At 60.9% G+C, this 21,778-nt stretch carries 23 protein-coding genes; 7 read left to right on the plus strand and 16 right to left on the minus strand.

Translation table 11 applies throughout. The annotated features are described in order from the left end of the window. Positions 1-58: 58 nt before the first annotated feature. The 4 genes from AC1DZ5_RS20525 to AC1DZ5_RS20540 all read right to left on the minus strand — a co-directional run bounded on the left by AC1DZ5_RS20525 (position 59) and on the right by AC1DZ5_RS20540 (position 6,730). On the minus strand, positions 59-2,008 hold the full coding sequence (locus AC1DZ5_RS20525; protein WP_477892505.1) for a PhoX family protein: 1,950 nt from the start codon (positions 2,006-2,008) through the stop codon (positions 59-61). Between the two features lie 97 nt (positions 2,009-2,105). Continuing rightward, positions 2,106-3,947: a serine/threonine protein kinase gene (locus AC1DZ5_RS20530; RefSeq protein ID WP_477892507.1), complete on the minus strand. Its 1,842-nt coding sequence runs from the start codon at positions 3,945-3,947 to the stop codon at positions 2,106-2,108. 15 nt (positions 3,948-3,962) lie between these two features. Next, the gene (locus AC1DZ5_RS20535) at positions 3,963-4,283 is read right to left on the minus strand and encodes an antibiotic biosynthesis monooxygenase family protein (protein WP_477892509.1); all 321 of its coding nucleotides are present in this window, start codon (positions 4,281-4,283) and stop codon (positions 3,963-3,965) included. A 26-nt stretch (positions 4,284-4,309) separates the two neighbouring features. Further along, positions 4,310-6,730 (minus strand): UvrD-helicase domain-containing protein, encoded by a 2,421-nt coding sequence (locus AC1DZ5_RS20540; protein WP_477892511.1) that lies wholly within the window; start codon positions 6,728-6,730, stop codon positions 4,310-4,312. A 192-nt stretch (positions 6,731-6,922) separates the two neighbouring features. Between AC1DZ5_RS20540 and AC1DZ5_RS20545 the strand changes: the two genes are divergently transcribed. Then, positions 6,923-7,900 (plus strand): GMP reductase, encoded by a 978-nt coding sequence (locus AC1DZ5_RS20545; RefSeq protein ID WP_477892513.1) that lies wholly within the window; start codon positions 6,923-6,925, stop codon positions 7,898-7,900. Positions 7,901-8,005: 105 nt separating this feature from the next. Further along, positions 8,006-8,875, plus strand: a complete 870-nt coding sequence (locus AC1DZ5_RS20550; protein WP_477892515.1) for an NAD(P)-dependent oxidoreductase — start codon at positions 8,006-8,008, stop codon at positions 8,873-8,875. Between the two features lie 74 nt (positions 8,876-8,949). On the opposite strand, the gene AC1DZ5_RS20555 is transcribed toward AC1DZ5_RS20550, so the two are convergent. Both AC1DZ5_RS20555 and orn read right to left on the minus strand, forming a co-directional pair. Then, positions 8,950-10,905, minus strand: coding sequence for a DEAD/DEAH box helicase (locus tag AC1DZ5_RS20555; protein WP_477892517.1), 1,956 nt, complete (start codon positions 10,903-10,905; stop codon positions 8,950-8,952). A gap of 230 nt (positions 10,906-11,135) precedes the next feature. After that, positions 11,136-11,717: an oligoribonuclease gene (gene orn / locus AC1DZ5_RS20560; RefSeq protein WP_477892519.1), complete on the minus strand. Its 582-nt coding sequence runs from the start codon at positions 11,715-11,717 to the stop codon at positions 11,136-11,138. Between the two features lie 36 nt (positions 11,718-11,753). Between orn and AC1DZ5_RS20565 the strand changes: the two genes are divergently transcribed. From AC1DZ5_RS20565 to rsgA, 3 genes are read left to right on the plus strand one after another with little or no spacing between them, the layout of a single operon-like run. Beyond that, positions 11,754-13,046: a M48 family metallopeptidase gene (locus tag AC1DZ5_RS20565; RefSeq protein ID WP_477892521.1), complete on the plus strand. Its 1,293-nt coding sequence runs from the start codon at positions 11,754-11,756 to the stop codon at positions 13,044-13,046. A 1-nt stretch (position 13,047) separates the two neighbouring features. Continuing rightward, complete coding sequence (locus AC1DZ5_RS20570; RefSeq protein ID WP_477892523.1) at positions 13,048-13,386, plus strand: 4a-hydroxytetrahydrobiopterin dehydratase; 339 nt, start codon at positions 13,048-13,050, stop codon at positions 13,384-13,386. A 9-nt stretch (positions 13,387-13,395) separates the two neighbouring features. Further along, positions 13,396-14,325, plus strand: a complete 930-nt coding sequence (rsgA, locus tag AC1DZ5_RS20575; RefSeq protein WP_477892525.1) for a ribosome small subunit-dependent GTPase A — start codon at positions 13,396-13,398, stop codon at positions 14,323-14,325. On the opposite strand, the gene AC1DZ5_RS20580 is transcribed toward rsgA, so the two are convergent. The 6 genes from AC1DZ5_RS20580 to rpsP all read right to left on the minus strand — a co-directional run bounded on the left by AC1DZ5_RS20580 (position 14,326) and on the right by rpsP (position 18,205). Then, on the minus strand, positions 14,326-15,246 hold the full coding sequence (locus AC1DZ5_RS20580; RefSeq protein WP_477892527.1) for a CobD/CbiB family protein: 921 nt from the start codon (positions 15,244-15,246) through the stop codon (positions 14,326-14,328). 58 nt (positions 15,247-15,304) lie between these two features. Then, positions 15,305-15,967 carry a CoA pyrophosphatase gene (locus tag AC1DZ5_RS20585; RefSeq protein WP_477892529.1) on the minus strand — a complete coding sequence of 221 codons (663 nt, stop codon included), beginning with the start codon at positions 15,965-15,967 and terminating at the stop codon, positions 15,305-15,307. Between the two features lie 121 nt (positions 15,968-16,088). Continuing rightward, positions 16,089-16,460, minus strand: coding sequence for a 50S ribosomal protein L19 (rplS, locus tag AC1DZ5_RS20590; RefSeq protein ID WP_105260385.1), 372 nt, complete (start codon positions 16,458-16,460; stop codon positions 16,089-16,091). A 114-nt stretch (positions 16,461-16,574) separates the two neighbouring features. After that, positions 16,575-17,321, minus strand: a complete 747-nt coding sequence (gene trmD, locus AC1DZ5_RS20595) for a tRNA (guanosine(37)-N1)-methyltransferase TrmD (protein WP_477892531.1) — start codon at positions 17,319-17,321, stop codon at positions 16,575-16,577. Between the two features lie 11 nt (positions 17,322-17,332). Further along, positions 17,333-17,896 carry a ribosome maturation factor RimM gene (gene rimM, locus AC1DZ5_RS20600; RefSeq protein WP_477892533.1) on the minus strand — a complete coding sequence of 188 codons (564 nt, stop codon included), beginning with the start codon at positions 17,894-17,896 and terminating at the stop codon, positions 17,333-17,335. A 57-nt stretch (positions 17,897-17,953) separates the two neighbouring features. Continuing rightward, on the minus strand, positions 17,954-18,205 hold the full coding sequence (gene rpsP, locus AC1DZ5_RS20605; protein WP_310341612.1) for a 30S ribosomal protein S16: 252 nt from the start codon (positions 18,203-18,205) through the stop codon (positions 17,954-17,956). Positions 18,206-18,324: 119 nt separating this feature from the next. On the opposite strand from rpsP, the gene AC1DZ5_RS20610 reads away from it, so the two are divergent. Together AC1DZ5_RS20610 and AC1DZ5_RS20615 are read left to right on the plus strand one after the other, a co-directional pair. Then, on the plus strand, positions 18,325-18,858 hold the full coding sequence (locus tag AC1DZ5_RS20610; RefSeq protein ID WP_477892536.1) for an N-acetyltransferase family protein: 534 nt from the start codon (positions 18,325-18,327) through the stop codon (positions 18,856-18,858). Then, positions 18,855-19,328 (plus strand): TM2 domain-containing protein, encoded by a 474-nt coding sequence (locus tag AC1DZ5_RS20615; protein WP_477892538.1) that lies wholly within the window; start codon positions 18,855-18,857, stop codon positions 19,326-19,328. The genes AC1DZ5_RS20610 and AC1DZ5_RS20615 overlap by 4 nt, the downstream gene beginning before the upstream one ends. On the opposite strand, the gene AC1DZ5_RS20620 is transcribed toward AC1DZ5_RS20615, so the two are convergent. From AC1DZ5_RS20620 to AC1DZ5_RS20635, 4 genes are all read right to left on the minus strand, one after another. Continuing rightward, positions 19,309-20,319, minus strand: a complete 1,011-nt coding sequence (locus AC1DZ5_RS20620; RefSeq protein ID WP_477892540.1) for an inorganic phosphate transporter — start codon at positions 20,317-20,319, stop codon at positions 19,309-19,311. The genes AC1DZ5_RS20615 and AC1DZ5_RS20620 overlap by 20 nt on opposite strands. A gap of 21 nt (positions 20,320-20,340) precedes the next feature. Continuing rightward, the gene (locus tag AC1DZ5_RS20625; RefSeq protein WP_310341605.1) at positions 20,341-20,988 is read right to left on the minus strand and encodes a DUF47 domain-containing protein; all 648 of its coding nucleotides are present in this window, start codon (positions 20,986-20,988) and stop codon (positions 20,341-20,343) included. A 93-nt stretch (positions 20,989-21,081) separates the two neighbouring features. Further along, positions 21,082-21,450 (minus strand): DMT family protein, encoded by a 369-nt coding sequence (locus AC1DZ5_RS20630; RefSeq protein ID WP_310341603.1) that lies wholly within the window; start codon positions 21,448-21,450, stop codon positions 21,082-21,084. A gap of 77 nt (positions 21,451-21,527) precedes the next feature. Then, on the minus strand, positions 21,528-21,778 hold a 251-nt coding region (locus tag AC1DZ5_RS20635), incomplete at its 5' end, for a hypothetical protein (RefSeq protein ID WP_477892543.1).

Here is a 21,778-nt window from a genome sequence, read left to right on the forward strand (position 1 = left end):
CTTTCTCCATAAAAAAAAACCGGGCACTGCCCGGTTTTTTTGTTCACGAGGTTGCCGCTCAGCCCAGCTTAATCGCTGCGGGTGCGCCGGTCAGGTAGCCCACGGCAGCGCCAAAGCGGTTTTTGTAGTTGGCACGCACCAGCGGGTCCAACGTGGCCTGCACCTTGCCGTGCAGCGCTGGCAGCCAATCACCAGGGTGCTGGAAGTTGGTGGTGATGTAGGTCCAGCCGTTCAAGTCGTCCACCACGCCCAGGCCCGTGGCTTCGGCGCCCGATGGCATGGACATCAGGCGGCTGAGCAGCTTGGTGTCCACGTTGTAGGCCCAGACAAAGTTGTTCACGTGGGTGCTGCTGTCCTCGCCGATGAACAGCGTGCGCAGTTTTTCGGAGAACTTCAGGTTGTCAGGGTTGGACACCAGGTCGGGGTTGGCACGGTTGCCCAGCGCATCGGGCGCAATGTCTTCACCCACCAGCAGCGCGCGGGTCAGCGAGGGCACCCAGTCGCTCTTGATGGCGGCACCGGTCTGGTCGTTCTGGCCAGCGCTCAGGGTATGGGCCATCACGCCGCCGGCAATCAGCGGCTTGTCCAGCGCAATGCCGCTGGCTGCGTTCCAGCCCTTGCCGGTTTTCACCATGGAGTCCTGGATGTTCTGCAGGGCCGAGTAGGCAATCTTGTCCTTCGCGTTGACGGTGGTGCCTTCCATCTTGGTGAAGCCCATGCTGCCGCCCATGAGGTAGGCGTAGCGCTGGGTTTCCAGGAAGGCGGCGGCCTTTTCCATGCCGGGCTTGACCTTGACCCAGTTTGCCGCGCCGTTGTAAAAAATCTTGGTGAAGCTGGCGTCATTCGGGTCGGTCTTGCGCACGTCCATGATGTCCGTGGGCTTGAGCTTGTTGGCGAGTTTTTCAATCTCGTCACTAGTGGCATGGCCCAGCTTGATCCAGCTGAGTTTGGTACCGGGCGCGGCGGGGTCGATGGAGAAGCCCTCGCCCAGCTTGGCCACATACAAGGTGCCAGCGGACAGGGTCTTTTCCTTATCGGCCACGAACATGAACAAGCCACTGTTGGTCGCGTCGTTGCCCATCAGTGCAGTGCGGTTGTCTGGCATGACCTGGATCAGCTCATGCGAGAGACGGCCCATGCAGTAGTGCTTGACCAGGGTGCCCGTGCCGTCGGGGTTCACGGTCACCTCAGGCTGGTGGCCATAGTGGTAGGGGTTGGCGATGCTTTCTTCACCGAACAGGTTTTTGCTAAAGGATTTGAACACCTTGTTTTCGGCCACGAAGAACGCATCGGGCTCGTACTCTTCGCTGGACAAATGCGTGCCCCAAGGCGACAGGCTGGAGCCGCAGGTGATCCACAGACCCTGCGCCTGCGAAGTGTCCACGTTGTGGTACTTCACCAGCGTGAGTTTGCCGGTGGCGGGGTCTTGGTCCAGTGTCAGCACGGCGATGGGGGATGGCAGTGTGCCGTAGGCATCGGCACCGCTCTGGTCGGCATTGGTGTATTCAAACTGCACCACGGCAAATACGGCCTTGCCTTTGATGCCCTTGACCGTGGTGGTAGGCAGCTGCAGCAGCGAGGTGCCGTCCGGACAGTCCGAGAAGAACTGGCGCTCTTTGCCAGGCACCGAGGTGTCGATGATGGGCTTGTTCAGGATGTCCACATAGCCGCCAGCCAGCATGGTGCCGCCATTGCCATCGGGCACACGGTCGCCGGTGATGAAGAACGGCTCGTAGGCCAGCTTGTAGGCACGGGTACTACCGTCTTGCAAGGTCACTTGCAGGCTGGAAGCCACGGTGGTGGTCGCCATGGCGGCGGGGTTGGCCAGCGAAGGGGCTGCCATGGCACTGAAAGCGGCAGAGGCAAATGGCGCGCTCGATCCCGCGGCGCTGGTGGTGGCGCAACCGCCCAAGAGGGAGCTGGAGGCCAGCGCGCCCAAAGGCAGCATGGGGGCTGTAGCCAGGAATTTGAGCGCCGAGCGGCGGGTGGTCAAAGGGGTGTGCGACATGAAAGGCTTCCGTTCGAAGGTGGACAAACAGAGCGCATCCTAGAAACTCAATATGACAGTTTGGTGAACAAACCGTGGCAGGCCGCCAAACCGATCGCTAGACCGTGGGTTTGAGTTTGAGGCAACTGCCTTCGCTCACCCGCTTGGCGCCGACTTTCTCTCGCGCCTCGCCGGTGGCCTCGCACATGAAGATCAGGCCGTAGTACATGCGGCGCCAGTACACATCGTCGCCAGGCGCGTCTTTTTGCAGGTTGGCGATGAACAGGGTTTCGATCTGGCGCAGCACGTCTTTGCGCTGGGTCGAGGTCCAGTCCTGCTGCAGAGGCTGTTCCATGAACAGGCGCTCCAGCTCGGGCACGCTGCGGCTGTGGCCCCACAGCGCGGGGGTTGAGGCCAGCACCACTTTTTCGTTCAGCACCATGCCGATCAGCATGGAACGGTAGAGGCACTCCCGCGAATCGGGGTGAAAACTGTCGGCACGGGCCTTGATGGACAGCATCTGGTTGGCAATGACCGAAGGCGCCATGTACTTCACGTTGCGGGCCAGCTGCTCCAGCTGGGCCACGGTCATCCGCGTCATCGGGGTGTCGTAGACACCCAGCTGCGCGCACTCGGGCATCTCGCCTGTGTTGGTAGCAACAACGGTGGGGGCCACCGCGGCGGGGGTGGCCGTCGCAGCGGTGGGCGTGGGTGCCACTTTGCCAGGGGGGGGCACCAGCGTTTTGGCGGGTGGAACCACAGTGACCGGGGCAACAGCCACAACCTGAACTGGAGGCGCTGTGGTTGGCGACGATGCTGGGGCAAGCTGCGGCGTGGCAGTCTCGGCTACTGTGGCCGGCTGCACCGCAGGCGCGCGGGCGCTGCGCTGGTCCAGCGCGACCCACAGCGCGGTGCTGGCCAAGCCTACCGCCAACACACCTACAGCGATGGCCGCCCAGGCACTCGCACGAATCTGCAAAAAGGTCTTGCGCCCCGGGCGTGGCAGTTGCACTGGCTCGCGGGCGGACGCGTCCGATCCACTGAACACCGAACGCGGCCGCCGTGGCACTGCCACGGGCACGCCCCACCACAGCGGCGATTGCAGGGCTCGCAGAGCCGCCACCAAGGCCTGCATGCTGGCAAAACGCTCTTCTGGCGCCTTGGCGCAGGCCTGTGCGATTACGGCGTCCAGCGCCGGGTAGTCGCGCAGGGGCTGCACCTCGATGAGCGCAGGCACAGGATCGTGGAGCTGCGCCCACAGCAACTGCGAGGTGCTGTCGCGGGTGAAGGCCTCGCGCCCGCTCAGCGCCTCGAACAGCACCAAGCCCAATGCGTACACGTCGGTGCGGGCATCGATGGCATCTGCAGAAATTTGCTCCGGCGCCATGTAGCGCGGCGTTCCGGCCACACTGCCATCCGCCGTGAGCTGGGTGCCTACCCCGTCCATCAGGCGGGCAATGCCAAAGTCCAGCACCTTCACATGCAGACCCGCCAGATCGCGCCGCACGCGGATGTTTTCGGGCTTGATATCGCGGTGCACCACGCCCTTGGCATGGGCAAAGGCCAGCACCTCTGCCACTTTGCAGGTCAGCGTGATGGCGTCGTCAAACGACAGCGCGCCTTCCCGGTCCAGCAAGGTAGAGAGGTCATCGCCCTCCACATACTCGAAGGCCAGGTAGAGCTGGCCGTCTGCATCGGTGCCCGTGTCCAGCAACTGGGCCGCACCCGGATGGTTCACCTCCAGGTTCAGCGCCGCCTCGCGCTCGAAGCGCTTGCGCAGTTGCGGGTCGTCCGATAGATGGGCAGGCAAAAACTTCAGCGCCACCTGGTTGCCCACCCCAATCTGCTTGGCCAGGTACACCGCGCCCATGCCGCCATTGCCAATTTTTCGCAGCAACTGGTAACGGCCCGCTACGACCTGCAGCGAGGAGCGAGAGGGTGAACGGGCGGAATCACGCATGCGCAGAGCGATAGCCTACAGACTGTAGTCCCGCTCCACCCGCGCGATGCGGGTCTTGAAGGCGGCGTACCACTTGGCGTGGCCGAGATGCTGCACCACCTGGTGTTCGGCGTTGGCTTTCCAGGCGCGGATGGACTCCAGGTCTTTCCAGTACGACACGGTGATACCCACGCCATCGCGCGCAGACTCCACGCCCAGAAAGCCGGGCTGCTGCGCAGCCAGCGCGACCATCTTTTCGGCCATGTCGCCGTAGCCTTCGTCTACTGCGGTGCGTAGGCTGGTGAAGATGACCGCGTAGTACGGTGCAGGCGGGGTGTTGGCAATGTCCAGGCTCATAGAGGTACTTTAGGAAAGTTCAGTGTTCAAGGAACCGGTGTGAGTTTGGCCACACTCAGCGCCAGCCATTTGGTGCCGTGGCGCGGGAAGTTGATCTGGGCGCGCGCATCGTCACCGGCGCCTTCCAGCGTGAGCACCGTGCCTTCGCCAAATTTGGTGTGAAACACCTTCTGGCCTTTTTGCAGGCCGGTGGGGTCTTCCTTGCGGGTCACTTCCTTCTGCGGCGCAGAATAAGATCCAAATGGGCCTGCAGTCCCCGTGGAATATGCGCGAGCAGCTCCTGAATTTGTAGCATAGCCACTACCACCCCAACTGCTTCCAAAGCCGCCCGCACCGCCTCCAGCGGGCATGGGCTGCTGCTTGGGCGTCAGGTACTTGAGGCACTCTTCGGGCAGCTCATCGAAGAAGCGGCTCTTGAGGTTGTAGCGCGTCTGGCCATGCAGCATGCGGGTTTGCGAATGGCTGAGGTACAGGCGCTTGCGCGCGCGCGTGATGGCCACGTAGGCCAGGCGGCGCTCCTCTTCAAGACCATCATGGTCGCTCATGGAGTTCTCATGGGGGAACAAGCCTTCCTCCATGCCGGTGATGAACACGCAGTCAAACTCCAGGCCCTTGGAGCTGTGCACCGTCATCAGCTGGATCGCAGCCTGCCCGGCGGCAGCCATGTTGTCGCCGGCTTCCAGTGCGGCGTGGGTCAAGAAGGCCTGCAGGGGCGAGAGGGTTTCGCCGGTGTCGCCAAATTCGTCGGGCGCCGCATTCAGCGTGTCGCCGCTCAGACCCTGGCTGGCGGGGCTTTGGGTCAGTGCGTCGGGTGAACTCACCAGCGCGGACATACCCGGCGCTTCGCGGCCAAAGCCTTCCTGCATCACAAAACTCTCGGCGGCGTTGACCAGTTCGTCCAAGTTCTCCACGCGGTCTTCGCCTTCGCGCTCATTGCGGTAGTGCTCCAGCAAGCCGCTGTTCTCCAGCATCAGCTTGATGATGTCCTTGAGGTTCAGGCCCGCGGTCTGCTCACGCAGCACGTCGAGCTTGGCGACAAAGCCCGCAATCACCGCACCGGGGCGGCCTGTGAGCGTGCTCACAGCGTCGTGCAACGAGCAACCGGTGGCTTTGGCCAGGTCCTGCAGTTGCTCGATGCTGCGCGCGCCAATGCCACGCGCCGGAAAGTTCACCACGCGCAGGAAGCTGGTGTCGTCGTTGGGGTTCTCCAGCAGGCGCAAATAGGCCAGTGCGTGCTTGATCTCGGCACGCTCGAAAAAGCGCAAACCACCGTACACGCGGTACGGAATGGCCGCGTTGAACAGCGCGGTTTCAATCACCCGGCTCTGCGCATTGCTGCGGTAGAGCACCGCAATCTCCTTGCGCTCTACGTCGTCACGGATGAGCTGCTTCATCTCATCCACCATCCACTGCGCCTCGGCAAAGTCGGTCGGCGCTTCATACACACGCACCGGCTCGCCTGCGCCCTGCGCCGTGCGCAGGTTCTTGCCCAAGCGGCGGCTGTTGTGGCTGATCAGCGCGTTGGCGCTGTCCAAGATGTTGCTGTAGCTGCGGTAGTTTTCTTCCAGCTTGATCTGCTGGCGCACCGCAAACTCGCGCACAAAGTCCGTCATATTGCCCACGCGCGCACCGCGAAAAGCGTAGATGCTTTGGTCGTCATCGCCCACGGCCAGTACCGCGCCACCGTCGCCGTTCAGCAGGCCATCGCTGCCCTGCCCCGCAATCATCTTGACCCAGGCGTATTGCAGCTTGTTGGTGTCCTGGAACTCGTCGATCAGGATGTGGCGAAAGCGCCGCTGGTAGTGCTCGCGGATGGGCGTGTTGTCGCGCAGCAGCTCATAAGAGCGCAGCATCAGCTCGCCAAAGTCCACCACGCCTTCGCGCTGGCATTGTTCTTCGTAAAGTTGGTAAACCTCGATCTTCTTGCGCGTATCAGGATCACTGGCCACCACGTCCTTGGGGCGCAGGCCTTCTTCCTTGCAGTTGCCGATGAACCAACCCAGTTGTTTGGGCGGAAAGCGCTCGGTGTCAATGTCGTATTGCTTGCACAGGCGCTTGATGGCGCTGAGCTGGTCCTGTGTGTCCAAAATCTGAAACGCCTGCGGCAGGCCGGCGTTCTTGTAGTGCGCACGCAGGAAGCGGTTGCACAGGCCGTGGAAGGTGCCAATCCACATGCCATTCACATTCACCGGCAGCATGGCGGACAGGCGCGTCTTCATTTCCTTGGCCGCCTTGTTGGTAAAGGTGACCGCCAGAATGCCGCCGGGCGAGACATAGCCGTTTTGCAGTAGCCAGGCAATGCGCGTGGTCAGCACCCTGGTTTTGCCTGAACCGGCCCCCGCCAGGATGAGTGCGTGCTCGGCTGGCAGCGTCACAGCGGCCAGTTGCTCGGGGTTGAGGTTGTGTAGCAGGGGGGAGGTGTTGCCAGGGGCGGCGAGGGAATGCATGCCCCGATTGTAGAAAGGCGCAGCGCGCCACCAGTTTGGCACCCATATAAAAAACCATATACCGCCCTGCCCCCAACCCGCCTAGAATCAAGCACCGGGCCCAAGCAATTGGCACCCGGTTTTTTTATGGCCGGTGTCAGTCCAAGCGCCCAGTGTTTTTGAACCTGAAAACTTTGGATAGGAGCTTGGGCCATGGAAATTTTTGACTACGACAACATCCTCTTGCTGCCCCGCAAATGCCGGGTGGAGAGCCGTTCCGAATGCGACGCCAGCGTCGAACTGGGCAGCCGCAAATTCCGCATCCCCGCCGTACCCGCCAACATGAAGACCGTGGTGGACGAGTCCATCTGCGAATGGCTGGCACAGAACGGCTACTTTTATGTGATGCACCGCTTTGACCTGGACAACGTCCAGTTCACCAAGGCCATGAAAGCCAAGGGCCTGTACGCATCCATCTCCCTGGGCGTGAAACAGGCGGACTACGCTACCGTAGACACCTTCGTCAAGGAAGGCCTGGTGCCCGAATACATCACCATCGACATCGCCCACGGCCACGCCGACAGCGTGCGCGACATGATCATCTATCTGAAGAAACACTTGCCCGACAGCTTTGTGATTGCCGGCAATGTGGCCACACCCGAGGCCGTCATCGACCTGGAAAACTGGGGTGCCGACGCGACCAAGGTGGGCGTGGGCCCGGGCAAGGTCTGCATTACCAAGCTCAAGACGGGTTTTGGCACCGGCGGCTGGCAGCTGTCTGCGCTCAAGTGGTGTGCCCGTGTGGCCACCAAACCCATCATTGCCGACGGCGGCATCCGCAGCCATGGCGACATTGCCAAGAGCATCCGCTTTGGCGCCAGCATGGTGATGATTGGCTCGCTGTTTGCCGGCCACGAAGAAAGCCCCGGCAAGACCGTGGAAGTGGACGGCGCCATGTTCAAGGAGTACTACGGCTCGGCCAGCGACTTCAACAAGGGTGAATACAAACACGTCGAAGGCAAGCGCATCCTGGAACCCATCAAGGGCAAGCTGGCCGACACGCTGGTGGAGATGGAGCAGGACGTGCAAAGCTCCATCAGCTACGCCGGTGGCAAAAAGCTCATGGACATCCGCAAGGTGAACTACGTGACGCTGGGCGGCGACAACGCGGGCGAACACTTGCTGATGTAAGCCGCAGGCTAAAACTGTCAGGGATTCGACAGCCTTTATTGACCCCCTGACACCCGCCTTGCAGCGGGTAGCGCTATTCTTGTGCCGAGGAGCACAAAGGTCACCATGAAAATAGCATTACTCGGCATTGGCCTCATGGGCCTGCCCATGGGGCGCCGCCTGTGTGAGGCGGGACATTCGGTTCACGTGTGGAACCGCACCCGGCGCAAGGCCGAACAGCTGATTCCCCTGGGTGCCACGGTGCACAACACCCCCGCCCAAGTCGTCAAGGATGCGGAAATCGTCATCCTCATGCTGGACCACGGCGGCGTGGTGGGCCACGTGCTGTTTGAGCTGGGGGCTGCAGGGGCGATCCAGCCCGGCACGCTGTTGGTGGACATGTCATCCATCAAACCCATTGAAGCCAAGGACCACGCAGCACGCTTGAGCGAATTGGGCGTGGAGTACCTGGATGCCCCCGTCTCGGGTGGCACGGTCGGTGCAGAACAAGGCACGCTGGCCATCATGGTGGGCGGCAAGGCCAGCAACTTTGAACGCGCCGTGCCGGTGCTCAAGGTGTTCGGTCGCCCGACCCATGTGGGGCCCATAGGCTCCGGGCAGCTAACCAAGCTGGCCAACCAAATGATTGTGGGCGCCACCATCGGCGTGGTGGCCGAAGCCCTGCTGCTGTGCGAGCGCGGTGGTGCCGACATGGGCAAGGTGAAGGAAGCCATCACCGGTGGCTTTGCCGACAGCCGGATTTTGCAGGTGCACGGCCAACGCATGGTGGACCGCGACTTCGCACCGCGTGCCCGCATGACGGTGCAAATTAAGGACCTGCGCAACGCCTTGGCCACGGCCAGCGAAGTAGGGTTTGATGCGCCCATCACGGCCTTGTTTGAGCAGCTGTACGCCCAGGGCATCGACCACGGCCTGGCCGATCTGGACCACGCTGGCCTGTTCGTGGAGCTGGCCAGCCGCAACGGCATGGCCTGACGGGCGGCAGTCGCTTCGCTTGGACGAAAAAAAGGCCTCTTGCGAGGCCTTTTTGCTGGACTGGTCAGGTGTGATCAGTCGGTGTTGCGCGCAGGACGCTTCTTGGCGTCACGGGGCACAAACACTTTGCCACCGTTACCGGGCTTGGCAAAACCGGCGGGCTTGCCAAAGGCAGGCTTGCGGGCAGCGAAGTCGCCACGCGGTGCACCGAAGTCACCACGGGGGGCGCCAAAGTCACCGCGCGGTGCCTGGAAATCACCACGGGGTTGGAAATCGCCGCGAGGTTGGAAATCGCCGCGAGGTTGGAAGTCGGCACGGGGAGGACGTGCATCACCGCGGGGAGCGCCTTGGCCAGCAAAGCGGTCATTGAACCCACCCTTGCGTTCGTAGCTGAAGCCTTCGCGGGACGCGCCGCCAAAGTCACGTGCGCTGTGGCCAAAATCACGCGGGGCACCACCGGCTGGAGGACGTCCGCCGAAGCCGCCACCGTTACCGCGGTTGCCACCAAAGCCACCTTCACGGGGGCCGTTGCTGAACTTGCGGTCACGGTCGCCGCCGAAGCCGCCACCTGGATTGGCACGACCAGCGAAGCTGGGGCGAGATTCAGGAGCGCGCTGCTGAGGTTCCAGGCCTGGAATCGTCTCGGCCTTGATAGGCTGGCGTGTGTAGGCTTCGATGTCGAAAATCTTGCGACGATCGCGCATTTCGGCAAAGGTGATGGCCAGACCATCGCGACCGGCACGGCCGGTACGGCCAATGCGGTGGGTGTAGTCCTCGGCCTTCATGGGCAGACCAAAGTTGAACACGTGGGTGATGGTAGGCACGTCGATACCGCGGGCAGCTACGTCAGTTGCCACCAGAATTTGCACCTGGCCTTGGCGCAGGGCCATCAGGCGGCGGTTACGCAGACCCTGGCTCAGGGCACCGTGCAGGGCCACGGCGTCAAAGCCGTCTTGCTGCAGGTCGTTGGCCAAGCCATCGCACTCGATCTGGGTGCTGGCAAACACGATCGCTTGGTTGATACCGGTGTCGCGCAACCAGTGGTCCAGCAACTTGCGCTTGTGCTGGGCGTTGTCGGCCCAATGCAGCACTTGCTTGATGTTGACGTGTTTTTCTTGCGGGTTGTCGATGGTCACGCGCTGGGGTTCACGCATCACACGGGCAGCGAGCTGCTGAATGCGGGGCGCGAACGTGGCGCTGAACATCATGGTTTGCTTGCGGTCGATGGTCAGCTGGTTGATTTCAGCCAGGTCATCGGAGAAGCCCAGGTCCAACATGCGGTCGGCCTCGTCCACCACCAGAAACTGGACTTGGTCCAGCTTGATTTGCATGGAGCGTTGCAGGTCCAGCAGACGGCCAGGGGTGGCCACGACCAGATTGGCGTTTTGCAGCTTGGCGATTTGCAGCTGGTAAGGCATGCCGCCCACGATGTTGGCTACGCGCAGACCGCGGCAATGTTGCACCAGGTCGATGGCGTCATGCGCCACTTGCTGGGCCAGTTCGCGGGTGGGGCAAACAATCAAAGCGCCAGGAGTAGGAGCCTTGAAGTTGCGGACATTGGTGGGGTCCTTGCGCTTGGCGCGCTTGGGAGCCGGTTCACCTTTTTCCAGGGCTTCAGCGGTCAGACGCTCAAACTCGGCGCGTTCGTCGGCTTCGGCTTGGGCCATTTGGGTCAGCAGGGTGTGCAGCACGGGCAACAGGAAGGCGGCCGTCTTGCCGCTACCGGTCTGGCTGGACACCATCAAGTCGATGAACTTGGCAGCTTGACCCTTGGACACGTCGGAGCCCATGGCCAAAGGAATGGCCTTCTTTTGCACCACGGTAGGTTGGGTATAGCCCAGGTCTTTACAGGCCTGAACCAGCTCAGGGGCCAGACCCAGTTCGACGAAACCGTTGGGGGCTTCGATGGTTTCAACCGCATCAGCGGCATCCAGCTCGGCGGTTTCGCCGATGGACTCCACGGTGTTTGCGGGCATGGAAATGTTTTCGGCAGGCGCGAATTCGCCTGTCACTTCAAAAGCGTCAGTCATATTTTTTCTCACACGCGAGCGCCGCAGGTTGTGCGACTGCTCCGTCAATGGTTAAAAAACATCAACCATCAAACGGAACCTGCTCTGCCCCGCCGTGGGGTCTCAGTGCTGGGGGCGTATATCGCTTGGAAAAGCGAGCCCGGTGAATGAAGGGAGATGTACAAAATTCGCTGGCCGCAACATGCGTTACCAGCGAAGCCTGCGATTATGGCATGAATCCGGGTTTCTACCTAATCCAATTTTAAAAAGTGGGCTCGGTAGTGTGCAAGCTCGTCGATGGACTCGTGCACATCGGCCAGCGCTGTGTGCTTTTGCTGCTTTTTGAACGACTCAGCCACGCTGGGCTTCCAGCGCTTGGCCAGTTCCTTGAGCGTGCTCACGTCCAGGTTGCGGTAGTGGAAGAAAGCCTCCAGCTTGGGCATGTACTTCACCAGGAAGCGGCGGTCCTGGCCAATGCTGTTGCCGCACATGGGCGAACCGCTGGTCGGCACATACTGGCTGAGGAAGGCGATGAGCTGCGCTTCGGCTTCGGCTTCGGTGGTGGTGGACGCTTTCACCTTGTCGATCAGGCCGCTCTTGCCATGGGTACCTTTGTTCCAGGCGTCCATCTTGTCAAGCTGCGCGTCGGTCTGGTGGATCACATACACCGGGCCCTCCACCCGGTTGCCCAGGTTCGGGTCGGTCACGATGACGGCGATCTCGATGATGCGGTCCACATCGGGCTCCAGGCCGGTCATTTCGCAGTCCAGCCAGACGAGGTTTTTGTCGGATTTTGCCAATACGGCGCTTGTGGGGGTGTTGGATTCAGCCATGCCGGCATTGTCGCCGATGGCCTAAACTCTGGCGCCATGACCGATGCTTCTCCTGCTGCCTCTTCCTCCCTCCTGATGACGGTGGTCTTCGCCGTCGCCCTGCTGGCCAGCGTGCTACTTAAATTCTGGCTGGCCACGCGCCAGGTGCGCCATGTGGCCCAGCACCGCGATGCCGTGCCCCCCGCCTTTAGCGCGCAAATCAGCCTAGAGGCCCACCACAAGGCCGCCGACTACACCATCACCCAGGGCCGCCTGGGCCTCTTGGAACTGGCCTTTGGCACGGCCGTGGTGCTGTGCTGGACGCTATTGGGTGGCCTGTCGTGGCTGAACCAGACGCTGCTGCAATGGATAACGCCCGGCGTGCTGCAGCAGGTCGCCTTGCTGGCTGCGTTCATGGTGATTGGCTCGGTGTTGGACCTGCCCTTCACGCTGTACCGCACCTTTGTGCTGGAGCAGCGCTTTGGCTTCAACAAGACTACGCCCAAGCTCTGGCTGCAGGACTTACTCAAGTCCACGCTGGTGGGTGCTGTGATTGGCCTGCCGATTGCGGCCCTCGTGGTGTGGATGATGGGGGCCACTGGCGCCTACTGGTGGGTCTGGACCTGGGGCGTGTGGATGGGCTTCAACCTGTTGATGCTGCTGGTCTACCCCACCTGGATTGCGCCGCTGTTCAACCAGTTCAAACCCCTGGAAGACGCAGCACTGAAAGACCGAGTGTCCGCCCTGATGGCACGCTGCGGCTTCACCTCCAAGGGCTTTTACGTGATGGATGGCAGCAAGCGCAGCGCGCATGCCAATGCCTATTTCACCGGCTTTGGCGCCTCCAAGCGCGTGGTGTTTTACGACACCCTGCTGGCCCAGCTCAGCCCCGCCGAAGTGGACGCCGTGCTGGCCCACGAATTGGGACACTTCAAGCACAAACACATCGTCAAGCGCATGGTGTCGCTGTTTGGGTTGAGCCTGCTGGGGTTTGCGCTGCTAGGTTGGGCTAGTCAGCAAGTCTGGTTCTACACCGGCCTGGGAGTGGCGCCCAGCATGACGGGCGCCAACGATGCGCTGGCCCTGCTGCTGTTCATGATGGTGCTGCCGCTGCTTGGCAGCTTTGTGGGGCCGGTGTTTGCCCAGCTCTCGCGCAAACACGAGTTCGAGGCCGATGCCTACGCGGTGGCCCACACCAGCGGAGCCGACCTGTCCTCCGCCCTGCTCAAGCTGTACAAGGACAATGCCTCCACGCTCACGCCGGACCCGGTGTACGTGAAGTTCTACTATTCGCACCCACCGGCCTCCGAGCGACTGGGTCGCATGCTGTCTCCTGCGGCAGGAACCTGACATGCTCGCCAATTCGGAACAAAAAATGCCTCCAGCCCCCGTACGCACTGCGCTGACTGCTACACAAATCATAGCGAGTCTGACCAAGGTGGAAGGCTGGAAGCTGCATGGCGATGGCGCCAACATCGCGATTGAGAAGACCTACCGCTTCGACAATTTTCTGAAGACCATGGCGTTTGTGAACGCGGTGGCCTTCATCGCCGACCAACAAGACCATCACCCGGAACTGCTGGTGACCTACGGCAGCTGCAGCGTACGCTTCAACACGCACGATGTGCATGGCGTGTCGCGCTCCGACTTTGAATGCGCAGCGCTGGTTGACGCGCTGCTGCCCGCGTAGGTCTCCGTTTTGGCAGCGCCCCAACTGGAACCCGGAATCGTCGTCGCAGGCCACGGCCGCCATGTATGGGTGGAAACGCCCGATGGCCGCCGCCTGATCTGTCACCCGCGCGGCAAGAAAAGCCAGACCGTGGTTGGCGACCAGGTGCTGTGGCAGCCCACGCAGGACGAAGGCACCATCGAGAAGGTGCTGCCACGTCGCAACCTGTTTTACCGGCAGGACGAAATTCGCACCAAGTCGTTTGCGGCCAACCTGGATCAGGTACTGATCCTCATCGCCGCTGAGCCCGAGTTTTCCGAGAGCCAACTGAGCCGCGCCCTGATTGCAGCCGAGGCCGAAAAAATCCGCCCCATCATCGCGCTGAACAAGAGTGACCTGACCGAGCCCTTCGGCCGCGCCTGGGACCGCATGGGGCCCTACCGTGAGATGGGCTACCAGGTGGTACCACTCGCCCTCAAGCCCAAGGCTGATGGCATCAACGCCACCGAGCTGGACGCGCTGATGCCGCTGATGCTGGGCAAGACCACGCTGGTGCTGGGACCGTCCGGCTCGGGCAAAAGCACGCTGATCAACCGGTTGATTCCCAACGCGCAAGTGCTGACCAACGAAATATCGACGGCGCTGAACTCCGGCAAGCACACCACCACCAGCACCAGCCTGTACTGGGTGGATGCGGCCAAGACCACGGCGGTGATCGACTCACCCGGCTTTCAGGAGTTCGGCCTCAACCACATTGACCCCATGCACCTGGCCAGCCTGATGCCCGACATCAAGGCGCATGCGCAAGAGTGCAAGTTTTACAACTGCAGTCATTTGCACGAACCGGGGTGCGGCGTGATATCAAAGGTCAAAGAGGGCCCTAGCCCCCATGGAATCGGCGCGCATCGCTACAAAATTTATAGCGATCTATTTGCCGAACTCTCACAAACGCGCTACTGATCAACCCAGCAAGCGTGCCAGCGACAGCAGGGCCAAGAACACCATCCACATCACCACGGTGCGCCACACCAGGCCCACCACGGCCCGCAAGTGGGCGGGCTCGGGCACTTGGCCACTGGCCGCAGGGTCATCCTGGCCCAGCCGCACATTCACGGCGCCGGCAGTGGCCGCCAACACCACACCATCGTTGTCCAGCGGGTGCACCGCTTCGTGGCGGCGCCAGCTGTCCACGGCCTCCTCAAAGCTGCCCACAAAAGCAAAACTCAGCGCGGTCACGCGTGAAGGCAACCAGTCCACCAGTGCCCAAGCGCGCGCTGCTTGGTAACGCACGGCATCACTGACCGGAGGCAGCTCGGGCCGCGTGGGCCGCTTCGCAAACACCGAGATGTATTCGCTGACGCGGTAGAACACCGCGCCCGCAGGGCCCAAGCCCAAGGCCGCAAGCAGCGAATACCAGGCGAACACGCCGAACACATGGCGGTGCGCACTGAGCACCGAGTACTCGATCACATGGCGCACGATCTCGCTGCGCGGCAGCGCGCTGGCATCAATGCGCATCCAGCCCGCCAGCGCTTCGCGCGCCGCGGCTTCGTCACCGGCATCCAGCGCGTCGCGTATCTGCGTGAAATGGTGGCTGAACTGCCGAAACCCCAAGGTGGCGTACAGGATGGCCACGTTCCACACCACCGCAAACGCCCAGCCCAATTGCCAGACCAACAACCAGTGCACACCCAGCACCAGCAATGACGGACCAGACACCGCCAGGGACCACGCCAACCAGCCATGCTGGGGCTTACCCGCGTCAAAATTGCGCATCACCCAGCGCACCCAGTTGCGCACGCTGTTGTGCACCGGATTAATCTGGGGCAAGGGCTTGGCCTGTTCCAACAACAAGGCCAACAAAATGGAGATAAAACTCATGCGGCAATCATAGCGACCTGACCAACGCAGCACCGTCCCCTGACGCACCCCGACATCGCTAGAGCAGCAAAAATTGGTACAGGTTGCGCAGCATGCCTGCGGTAGCACCCCAGATAAAGCGCTCATGCGCCCCATCCTGGTAAGGCATGGAGAGCCAATGGCGGCGCGCACCCTCCCACTCGACAGCATGGTGGCGGTGATGGGCGGGGTTCATCAGGTATGACAGAGGTACTTCAAACGCATCTGCCACCTCATCGGCATTCAATGTCAGGACCATGCCGGGGTGCACCAGCGCCACCACCGGGGTCACCACATACGCGCTGCCCGTGGTGTAGGTGGGCATGCTGCCAATCACCTCGACGTGGCTGGGATCCAAGCCAATCTCTTCCTGCGCCTCGCGCAGAGCCGTGGCCACCGCATCGACGTCCTCAGGGTCGGCCTTACCCCCGGGAAACGCCACCTGCCCCGAGTGGCTGGACAAATGCGCGGTGCGCTGAGTCAGCAACACCGTCAGCTGATCGTCGTGCATCACCAAAGGAATCAGCACCGAGGCATGGGCAGGCGCCCGACTGGAAAATTTGGGCTCGGTATGGAGTTGAGGAGACCAAGCGGGCGGATGGGCGAAGCGTAGTCGCAACGCAGCGCTCTGCAAGGCGTGCTGGGGCACTGACGGCAAGTGGTGGTCCGTTCCGACGACGGGCACCAAACTGGGATCAAACATGGGAGGGACGGCCACGGGAAATCATACCTATCACATGGAAAGGGAAAACCGAAACGGCCATGAAAAAAGCCGCCGCAGACAATGCTGGGGCGGCTTTCTTGCCAAAAAACAGTGCGTTGAATTACGCGGCTGTCTTCTTTGCTGGCAGTTTTTCCTTGATACGAGCCGACTTGCCGCTGCGGTCACGCAGGTAGTACAGCTTGGCACGGCGCACGTCACCACGGCGCTTGACTTCGATGCTGGCGATCAGAGGGCTGTAGGTTTGGAATGTACGTTCCACGCCTTCGCCGCTGGAGATTTTGCGCACGATGAAGCCGCTGTTCAGGCCGCGATTACGCTTGGCAATCACAACACCTTCGTAAGCCTGCACGCGCTTGCGTGTGCCTTCAACAACGTTCACGCTCACCACCACGGTGTCACCGGGGGCGAATTCTGGGATGGTTTTACCCAGGCGAGCAATTTCTTCTTGCTCAAGAGTTTGGATCAGGTTCATGATTTCCTTCGTGATCTTGCAAGCGCCGGCACCGGAATTGGTGCCAACCAACGTCTTCCCAAAGAAGCGTGGCCTGGCCGAGCAGAGGATCGGTTAGCCCACCATTATAGCAGCCTAGTTTTTTCCAGCCAAATACTGCTCGTCGCGCTTGTCCAACAAGCCTTGCTGGCGCGCAGTATTTAGCAAATCGGGGCGGTGCTGCGCAGTCAGCGCCAGGCGCTGCTCGCGCCGCCAGCGTTCGATCTGCTCATGGTGACCCGACATCAGCACAACGGGCACCGCCTGGTCCGCCCAGGTGTCGGGCCGGGTGTAGTGCGGACAGTCCAGCAGGCCATCCAATGCGGGGTTGAAACTGTCCTGGTGGTGGCTATCGGCATCGCTCAACACACCGGGCTGCAGGCGCGCAATGGCGTCCAGCATGGCCATGGCGGCGATCTCACCGCCCGACAACACAAAGTCACCCAGACTGATTTGTCCATCGACATAGCGATCAATAAAACGCTGGTCGATGCCTTCGTAGCGGCCGCACACCAGAATGGCGCCTTCACTGGCAGACCATCGCTCTACGGCGGCATGGTTCAGCGCTTGGCCAATCGGGGAAAACAGCAGCACGGGCGCGTTGTCATTGCGGCTGGCGCGTATGGCCTGCACGGCTTTTTCCAGTGGCTCCGCCATCATCACCATGCCAGGCCCGCCCCCAAACGGGCGATCATCCACACGTCGGTAGTTGCCGCTGGCAAAGTCACGGGGGTTGGTCAGTTGCACCTGCACCTGGCCCGTCTCATAGGCGCGGCGGGTGATGCCTATCTTAAGAAAGGGTTCAAACAGCTCGGGAAACAGCGTGATGACATCAAAGCGCATGCGCTTGTCGCTCAGTAATCAGCAAGCCAGTCCACACGGATACGCTTGGCCGCCAGGTCCACGTCGTCCACATAGGCGGAGACGAACGGAATCATGCGCTCCTGAGGTTTGCCGTCCAGCTGGTACTCGATGACCAGCACGGTTTGTGGCCCGGTGGACAGCAGTTCACGCACGACGCCCAATTCTTCATCCTGGCGATTAACTACGTTCAGGCCAATCAGGTCGACCCAGTAGTACTCGTCTTTGGCTGCGCTGGGAAAGCTGGCGCGAGAAATAAAGATGCGCGCACCACGCAAAGCCTCAGCGGCGTTGCGGTCATCAACATCGATGGCACTGGCCACCACGGTGTCTGAGTGTTCTTTGACTTCCTTGACGGCCAGTTGCACCGTACCGGTAAAGGTTTTGACACCTTTTTCAGTCGGCAACAGAAACCAGCGCTTGGAAGAAAAAAGCGCCTCGGGGTCGGCGCTGTAGGGCAGGACTTTAAACCAGCCCTTGATCCCCCACGCATCTGCGATGCGCCCCACTTCAATGGCGTCCGCTGGCAGTTCAGCAGCTTCGAGGCCAGCGAGCATGGTGCGGGGAAAATGGTGTCGGTCAGGCAGCTTGCGCCACGCGACCGACAGGACCCATTAGGCTGCTTTTTTAGCAGCTTGGTTGATCAGGCGTTCCACGGTGGGAGACGCTTGGGCGCCAACGCCCTTCCAGTAAGTCAAGCGGTCCTGGGCAATGCGGATGCTTTCTTCATTGGCGGTAGCGATGGGGTTGTAAAAACCGATGCGCTCAATGAAGCGGCCGTCACGACGGGTGCGCTTGTCAGCAACAACAATATTGAAAAACGGGCGAGCTTTTGCACCGCCACGGGCGAGTCGAATGACGACCATGATTTATCCTTTGGGTGACTGAAAAAAATTCAGCCATTAAATTCAAAGTTGAGACACGCAACTGACCACCCGGCCAGTGACACTCTGAATAGCTCTCCATTATAACGTTTTCCATCTTAATGACAAAAATTCGCCCCAGCACCGATGCCGACGTGAGCGCTATGACCGCCATTTACGCCCACCACGTACTCCATGGCACCGGTACTTTTGAGATCACGCCCCCCACAGAAGCCGACATGGTGGGGCGCCGGGCCGATGTGCTCGCCAAGGGATTGCCCTACTTGGTGCTGGAAGATGCCACCGGAGTGATCGGCTTTGCCTACTGCAATTGGTTCAAGCCTCGCCCGGCCTACCGATTCTCAGCCGAAGACTCGATTTACCTGGCACCGGCGGCTGCAGGCCGTGGCTTGGGCCGCCTGCTGTTGCAGGAGTTGATGGCCCAGGCCGAACGCGCCGGAGTCCGTAAATTGATTGCAGTGATCGGCGACTCTGGCAACCGGGGCTCCATCGGCGTGCACCGTAGCTGCGGTTTTTCGCAGGTGGGCGTGCTGTCTGCGTGTGGCTGGAAATTTGAGCGCTGGCTGGACGTGGTGCTCATGGAACGCTTTATTGGCGCAGGCAACAGCACCTCGGCTGCGGACGTGGCCGCATGAAAAACAAGACACTGGCCGTGTGGCTGACTTTTTTGCTGGGCGCGCTGGGCCTGCACCGCTGGTACCTGCTGGGGCGCTACGACACGCTGGCTCGCCTGCTACCGATTCCAACCTTGCTGGGGGCCTACGGTGTGTGGCGTGCGCGCAGCCTGGGCGTGGATGACCTGTGGAGTTGGCTGCTGATACCTATGCTCGGCTTCACTCTGGCAGGATGCGCGCTGAACGCAATCGTCTATGGGCTCATGGCACGCGAGAAATGGAACCAGCGTTTCAACGCAGAGGTCCCAGAAGATGCGCCAGCGGGCGCCACCCATTGGGTCACCATTCTGGGCGTTGGTGCCGCGCTGGCCGTGGGCACCACGGTGCTGATGGCCAGTATTGCCTTCAGCTTTCAACGCTACTTTGAATACCAGATGGAGGATGCCCAGTCGCTGTCGCAACCGGCACCGCTTAAAAAATCTGCAGACTGACCCAGTAGGCAATTGCAGCCACAAACGCGGCAGCAGGAATGGTCAGCACCCAGGCCCACACAATGTTGCCCGCCACGCCCCAGCGCACCGCGCTGGCGCGTTGGGTGGAGCCCACGCCGACGATCGCACCCGTGATGGTGTGCGTGGTCGACACGGGCACACCCATCGCCGTAGCCAGGAATAGAGTCAACGCCCCACCGGTCTCGGCGCAAAAGCCGCCCACAGGCTTGAGCTTGGTGATTTTCTGGCCCATGGTTTTTACAATACGCCAGCCACCAAACATGGTGCCTGCGCCAATGGCCATGTAGCAGGAGATGATGACCCATGAGGGTGGCGACTTGTCTTCTGCAGCCACATACCCTGTTGCAATCAACATCATCCAGATGATGCCAATGGTTTTTTGCGCATCGTTGCCGCCATGGCCCAAGCTGTAGGCGCCTGCCGAAATCAATTGCAAGCGGCGGAACCATTTGTCAATGCGGGAAGGCCGCGCGCGACGGAAAACCCACGCCACCAAGACCATCATCATTGAGCCCAGGACAAAGCCGAGCAAAGGCGAGATGAAGATGAAAGCGACCGTTTTCAGAATTCCTTCGGAAACCAGGGCACTGGCACCCGACTTGGCGATCACAGCGCCCACAATGCCACCGATCAGCGCGTGCGAAGACGAGCTGGGGATACCATAAATCCAGGTGATCACGTTCCAGGAAATCGCTCCGACAAGCGCCCCGAACACCACGTGCACGTCCACCACACCAGGCTGCACGATGCCTTTGCCCACGGTGGCCGCCACGCTCAGATGGAAGATAAAAATGGCAACCAGGTTAAAAAAGGCGGCAAACAACACCGCCTGGCCTGGCTTGAGAACACCGGTGGACACCACGGTCGCAATCGAGTTCGCTGCATCATGAAACCCGTTCATGAAGTCGAACATGATGGCCAGCGCCACCAGCAACATCACCACCCACAGGGCTGCCTGTACGTTTTGCATAACTAGGTACCGCAGTCCGGATCAGGAATTTTCGAGAATGATGCCTTCGATCACGTTGGCCACATCCTCGCACTTGTCGGTGATGGTTTCCAGCAGCTCATAAATGGCCTTGAGCTTGATCAGCTCGCGCACATCGGGTTCTTCGCGGAACAGCTTGCTCATGGCGGTGCGCATCACGCGGTCAGCATCAGACTCCAGGCGGTCAATCTCTTCGCAGGTCTTGAGGGCGGCTTCTGCTGTGGCATGGTCTGCAATGTGGTCCAGCAGTTTGACGGCGTCACGCAGGCGCTCGCAGCACTTCACGCTCAGGTCGGTCAGGCGCACGATTTCTTCGGTCATGTGGCGCACGTCGTACAGCGCCATGGTCTCGGCCGAGTCCTGGATCAAATCGGCCACGTCGTCCATGGTGTTGATCAGGGAGTGGATCTGTTCCCGGTCGATCGGGGTGATGAAGGTGATGTGGATGGCCTTGTTGACATCGTGCGTCACGCGGTCAGCGGCGCGCTCGGCGTCATCCACTTCCTGGTTGTACTTGGCACGCAAGTCCAGGTCGTTGTAGTTGGCCACCAACTTGGAAAAAGCCTGGGCTGCCTCCACGATGCGGTCCGCGTGCTGGTTGAACATCTCAAAAAAATTGCCTTCACGCGGCAACAACTTTCCAAACAGCATCGCTGGCTCCTAACGAGTAAATATGTCAGTCTTGTGACCAAATCTGGGCTGCGCGGAGTGTAACCGCCCGTAACCCGGGGGTATCTGACGCGATCAGGCGCTGCGAAAAATAAAGTACACAGCACCTACCATGCACAGCCCGGCCCAGACAAAGTCCAGCTTGAAGGGCTGTTTCAGGTAAATCATGGCAAATGGCAAAAACACCGTTAGCGTGATGATTTCCTGCATGATTTTGAGCTGGGCCACCGAAAAACCGGCTTGCTGAAAGCCAATGCGATTGGCCGGCACCTGCAGCAGGTATTCAAACAGGGCAATGCCCCAACTCACCAGGGCCGCCGTGTACCAGGGCACGGTGGCCAGGCTTTTCAGGTGGCCATACCAGGCAAAGGTCATGAACACATTGCTGGCCACCAATAGCAGAATGGTTTGCAGGGAAAGGGGGATGCTGTTCAAAAAGTTCATCCCCCCATTATCCCAACCCAAAAAAGAAAAGCCCCGTGGCGTGCACCACGGGGCTTTGGTTTTGATGGGTGGGCAGCTTACGCAGCCACGCCTTCCGTCACCGTGGCCGCTGAGTCGGTGTAGTCACCGATCTTGTCAAAATTCAGGTACTGGTACACCGTGTCGCTGGCGGCGGTCAACACGCCCATGTCGGCCAAGTACTCTTCCTTGGTCGGAATACGACCCAGCTTGGAGCAGATGGCAGCCAGTTCGGCAGAACCCAGATACACATTGCTGTTCTTGCCCAGGCGGTTGGGGAAGTTGCGGGTGGAAGTGGAGAACACGGTGG

Source organism: Rhodoferax sp. P1_F3 (assembly GCF_056405715.1).

Bases quoted from the DNA above. Each gene is read 5' to 3' on its own strand.
- AC1DZ5_RS20525 (WP_477892505.1), bottom strand. From the start codon at position 2,008: ATGTCGCACACCCCTTTGACCACCCGCCGCTCGGCGCTCAAATTCCTG.
- AC1DZ5_RS20535 (WP_477892509.1), bottom strand. From the start codon at position 4,283: ATGAGCCTGGACATTGCCAACACCCCGCCTGCACCGTACTACGCGGTC.
- AC1DZ5_RS20570 (WP_477892523.1), top strand. From the start codon at position 13,048: ATGCTCGCCAATTCGGAACAAAAAATGCCTCCAGCCCCCGTACGCACT.
- rpsP (WP_310341612.1), bottom strand. From the start codon at position 18,205: ATGGTCGTCATTCGACTCGCCCGTGGCGGTGCAAAAGCTCGCCCGTTT.
- AC1DZ5_RS20565 (WP_477892521.1), top strand. From the start codon at position 11,754: ATGACCGATGCTTCTCCTGCTGCCTCTTCCTCCCTCCTGATGACGGTG.
- AC1DZ5_RS20580 (WP_477892527.1), bottom strand. From the start codon at position 15,246: ATGAGTTTTATCTCCATTTTGTTGGCCTTGTTGTTGGAACAGGCCAAG.
- AC1DZ5_RS20615 (WP_477892538.1), top strand. From the start codon at position 18,855: ATGAAAAACAAGACACTGGCCGTGTGGCTGACTTTTTTGCTGGGCGCG.
- orn (WP_477892519.1), bottom strand. From the start codon at position 11,717: ATGGCTGAATCCAACACCCCCACAAGCGCCGTATTGGCAAAATCCGAC.
- AC1DZ5_RS20555 (WP_477892517.1), bottom strand. From the start codon at position 10,905: ATGACTGACGCTTTTGAAGTGACAGGCGAATTCGCGCCTGCCGAAAAC.
- AC1DZ5_RS20550 (WP_477892515.1), top strand. From the start codon at position 8,006: ATGAAAATAGCATTACTCGGCATTGGCCTCATGGGCCTGCCCATGGGG.
- AC1DZ5_RS20630 (WP_310341603.1), bottom strand. From the start codon at position 21,450: ATGAACTTTTTGAACAGCATCCCCCTTTCCCTGCAAACCATTCTGCTA.
- AC1DZ5_RS20530 (WP_477892507.1), bottom strand. From the start codon at position 3,947: ATGCGTGATTCCGCCCGTTCACCCTCTCGCTCCTCGCTGCAGGTCGTA.
- AC1DZ5_RS20540 (WP_477892511.1), bottom strand. From the start codon at position 6,730: ATGCATTCCCTCGCCGCCCCTGGCAACACCTCCCCCCTGCTACACAAC.
- AC1DZ5_RS20620 (WP_477892540.1), bottom strand. From the start codon at position 20,319: ATGCAAAACGTACAGGCAGCCCTGTGGGTGGTGATGTTGCTGGTGGCG.
- AC1DZ5_RS20610 (WP_477892536.1), top strand. From the start codon at position 18,325: ATGACAAAAATTCGCCCCAGCACCGATGCCGACGTGAGCGCTATGACC.
- rplS (WP_105260385.1), bottom strand. From the start codon at position 16,460: ATGAACCTGATCCAAACTCTTGAGCAAGAAGAAATTGCTCGCCTGGGT.
- AC1DZ5_RS20585 (WP_477892529.1), bottom strand. From the start codon at position 15,967: ATGTTTGATCCCAGTTTGGTGCCCGTCGTCGGAACGGACCACCACTTG.
- trmD (WP_477892531.1), bottom strand. From the start codon at position 17,321: ATGCGCTTTGATGTCATCACGCTGTTTCCCGAGCTGTTTGAACCCTTT.
- rimM (WP_477892533.1), bottom strand. From the start codon at position 17,896: ATGCTCGCTGGCCTCGAAGCTGCTGAACTGCCAGCGGACGCCATTGAA.
- AC1DZ5_RS20545 (WP_477892513.1), top strand. From the start codon at position 6,923: ATGGAAATTTTTGACTACGACAACATCCTCTTGCTGCCCCGCAAATGC.
- AC1DZ5_RS20625 (WP_310341605.1), bottom strand. From the start codon at position 20,988: ATGCTGTTTGGAAAGTTGTTGCCGCGTGAAGGCAATTTTTTTGAGATG.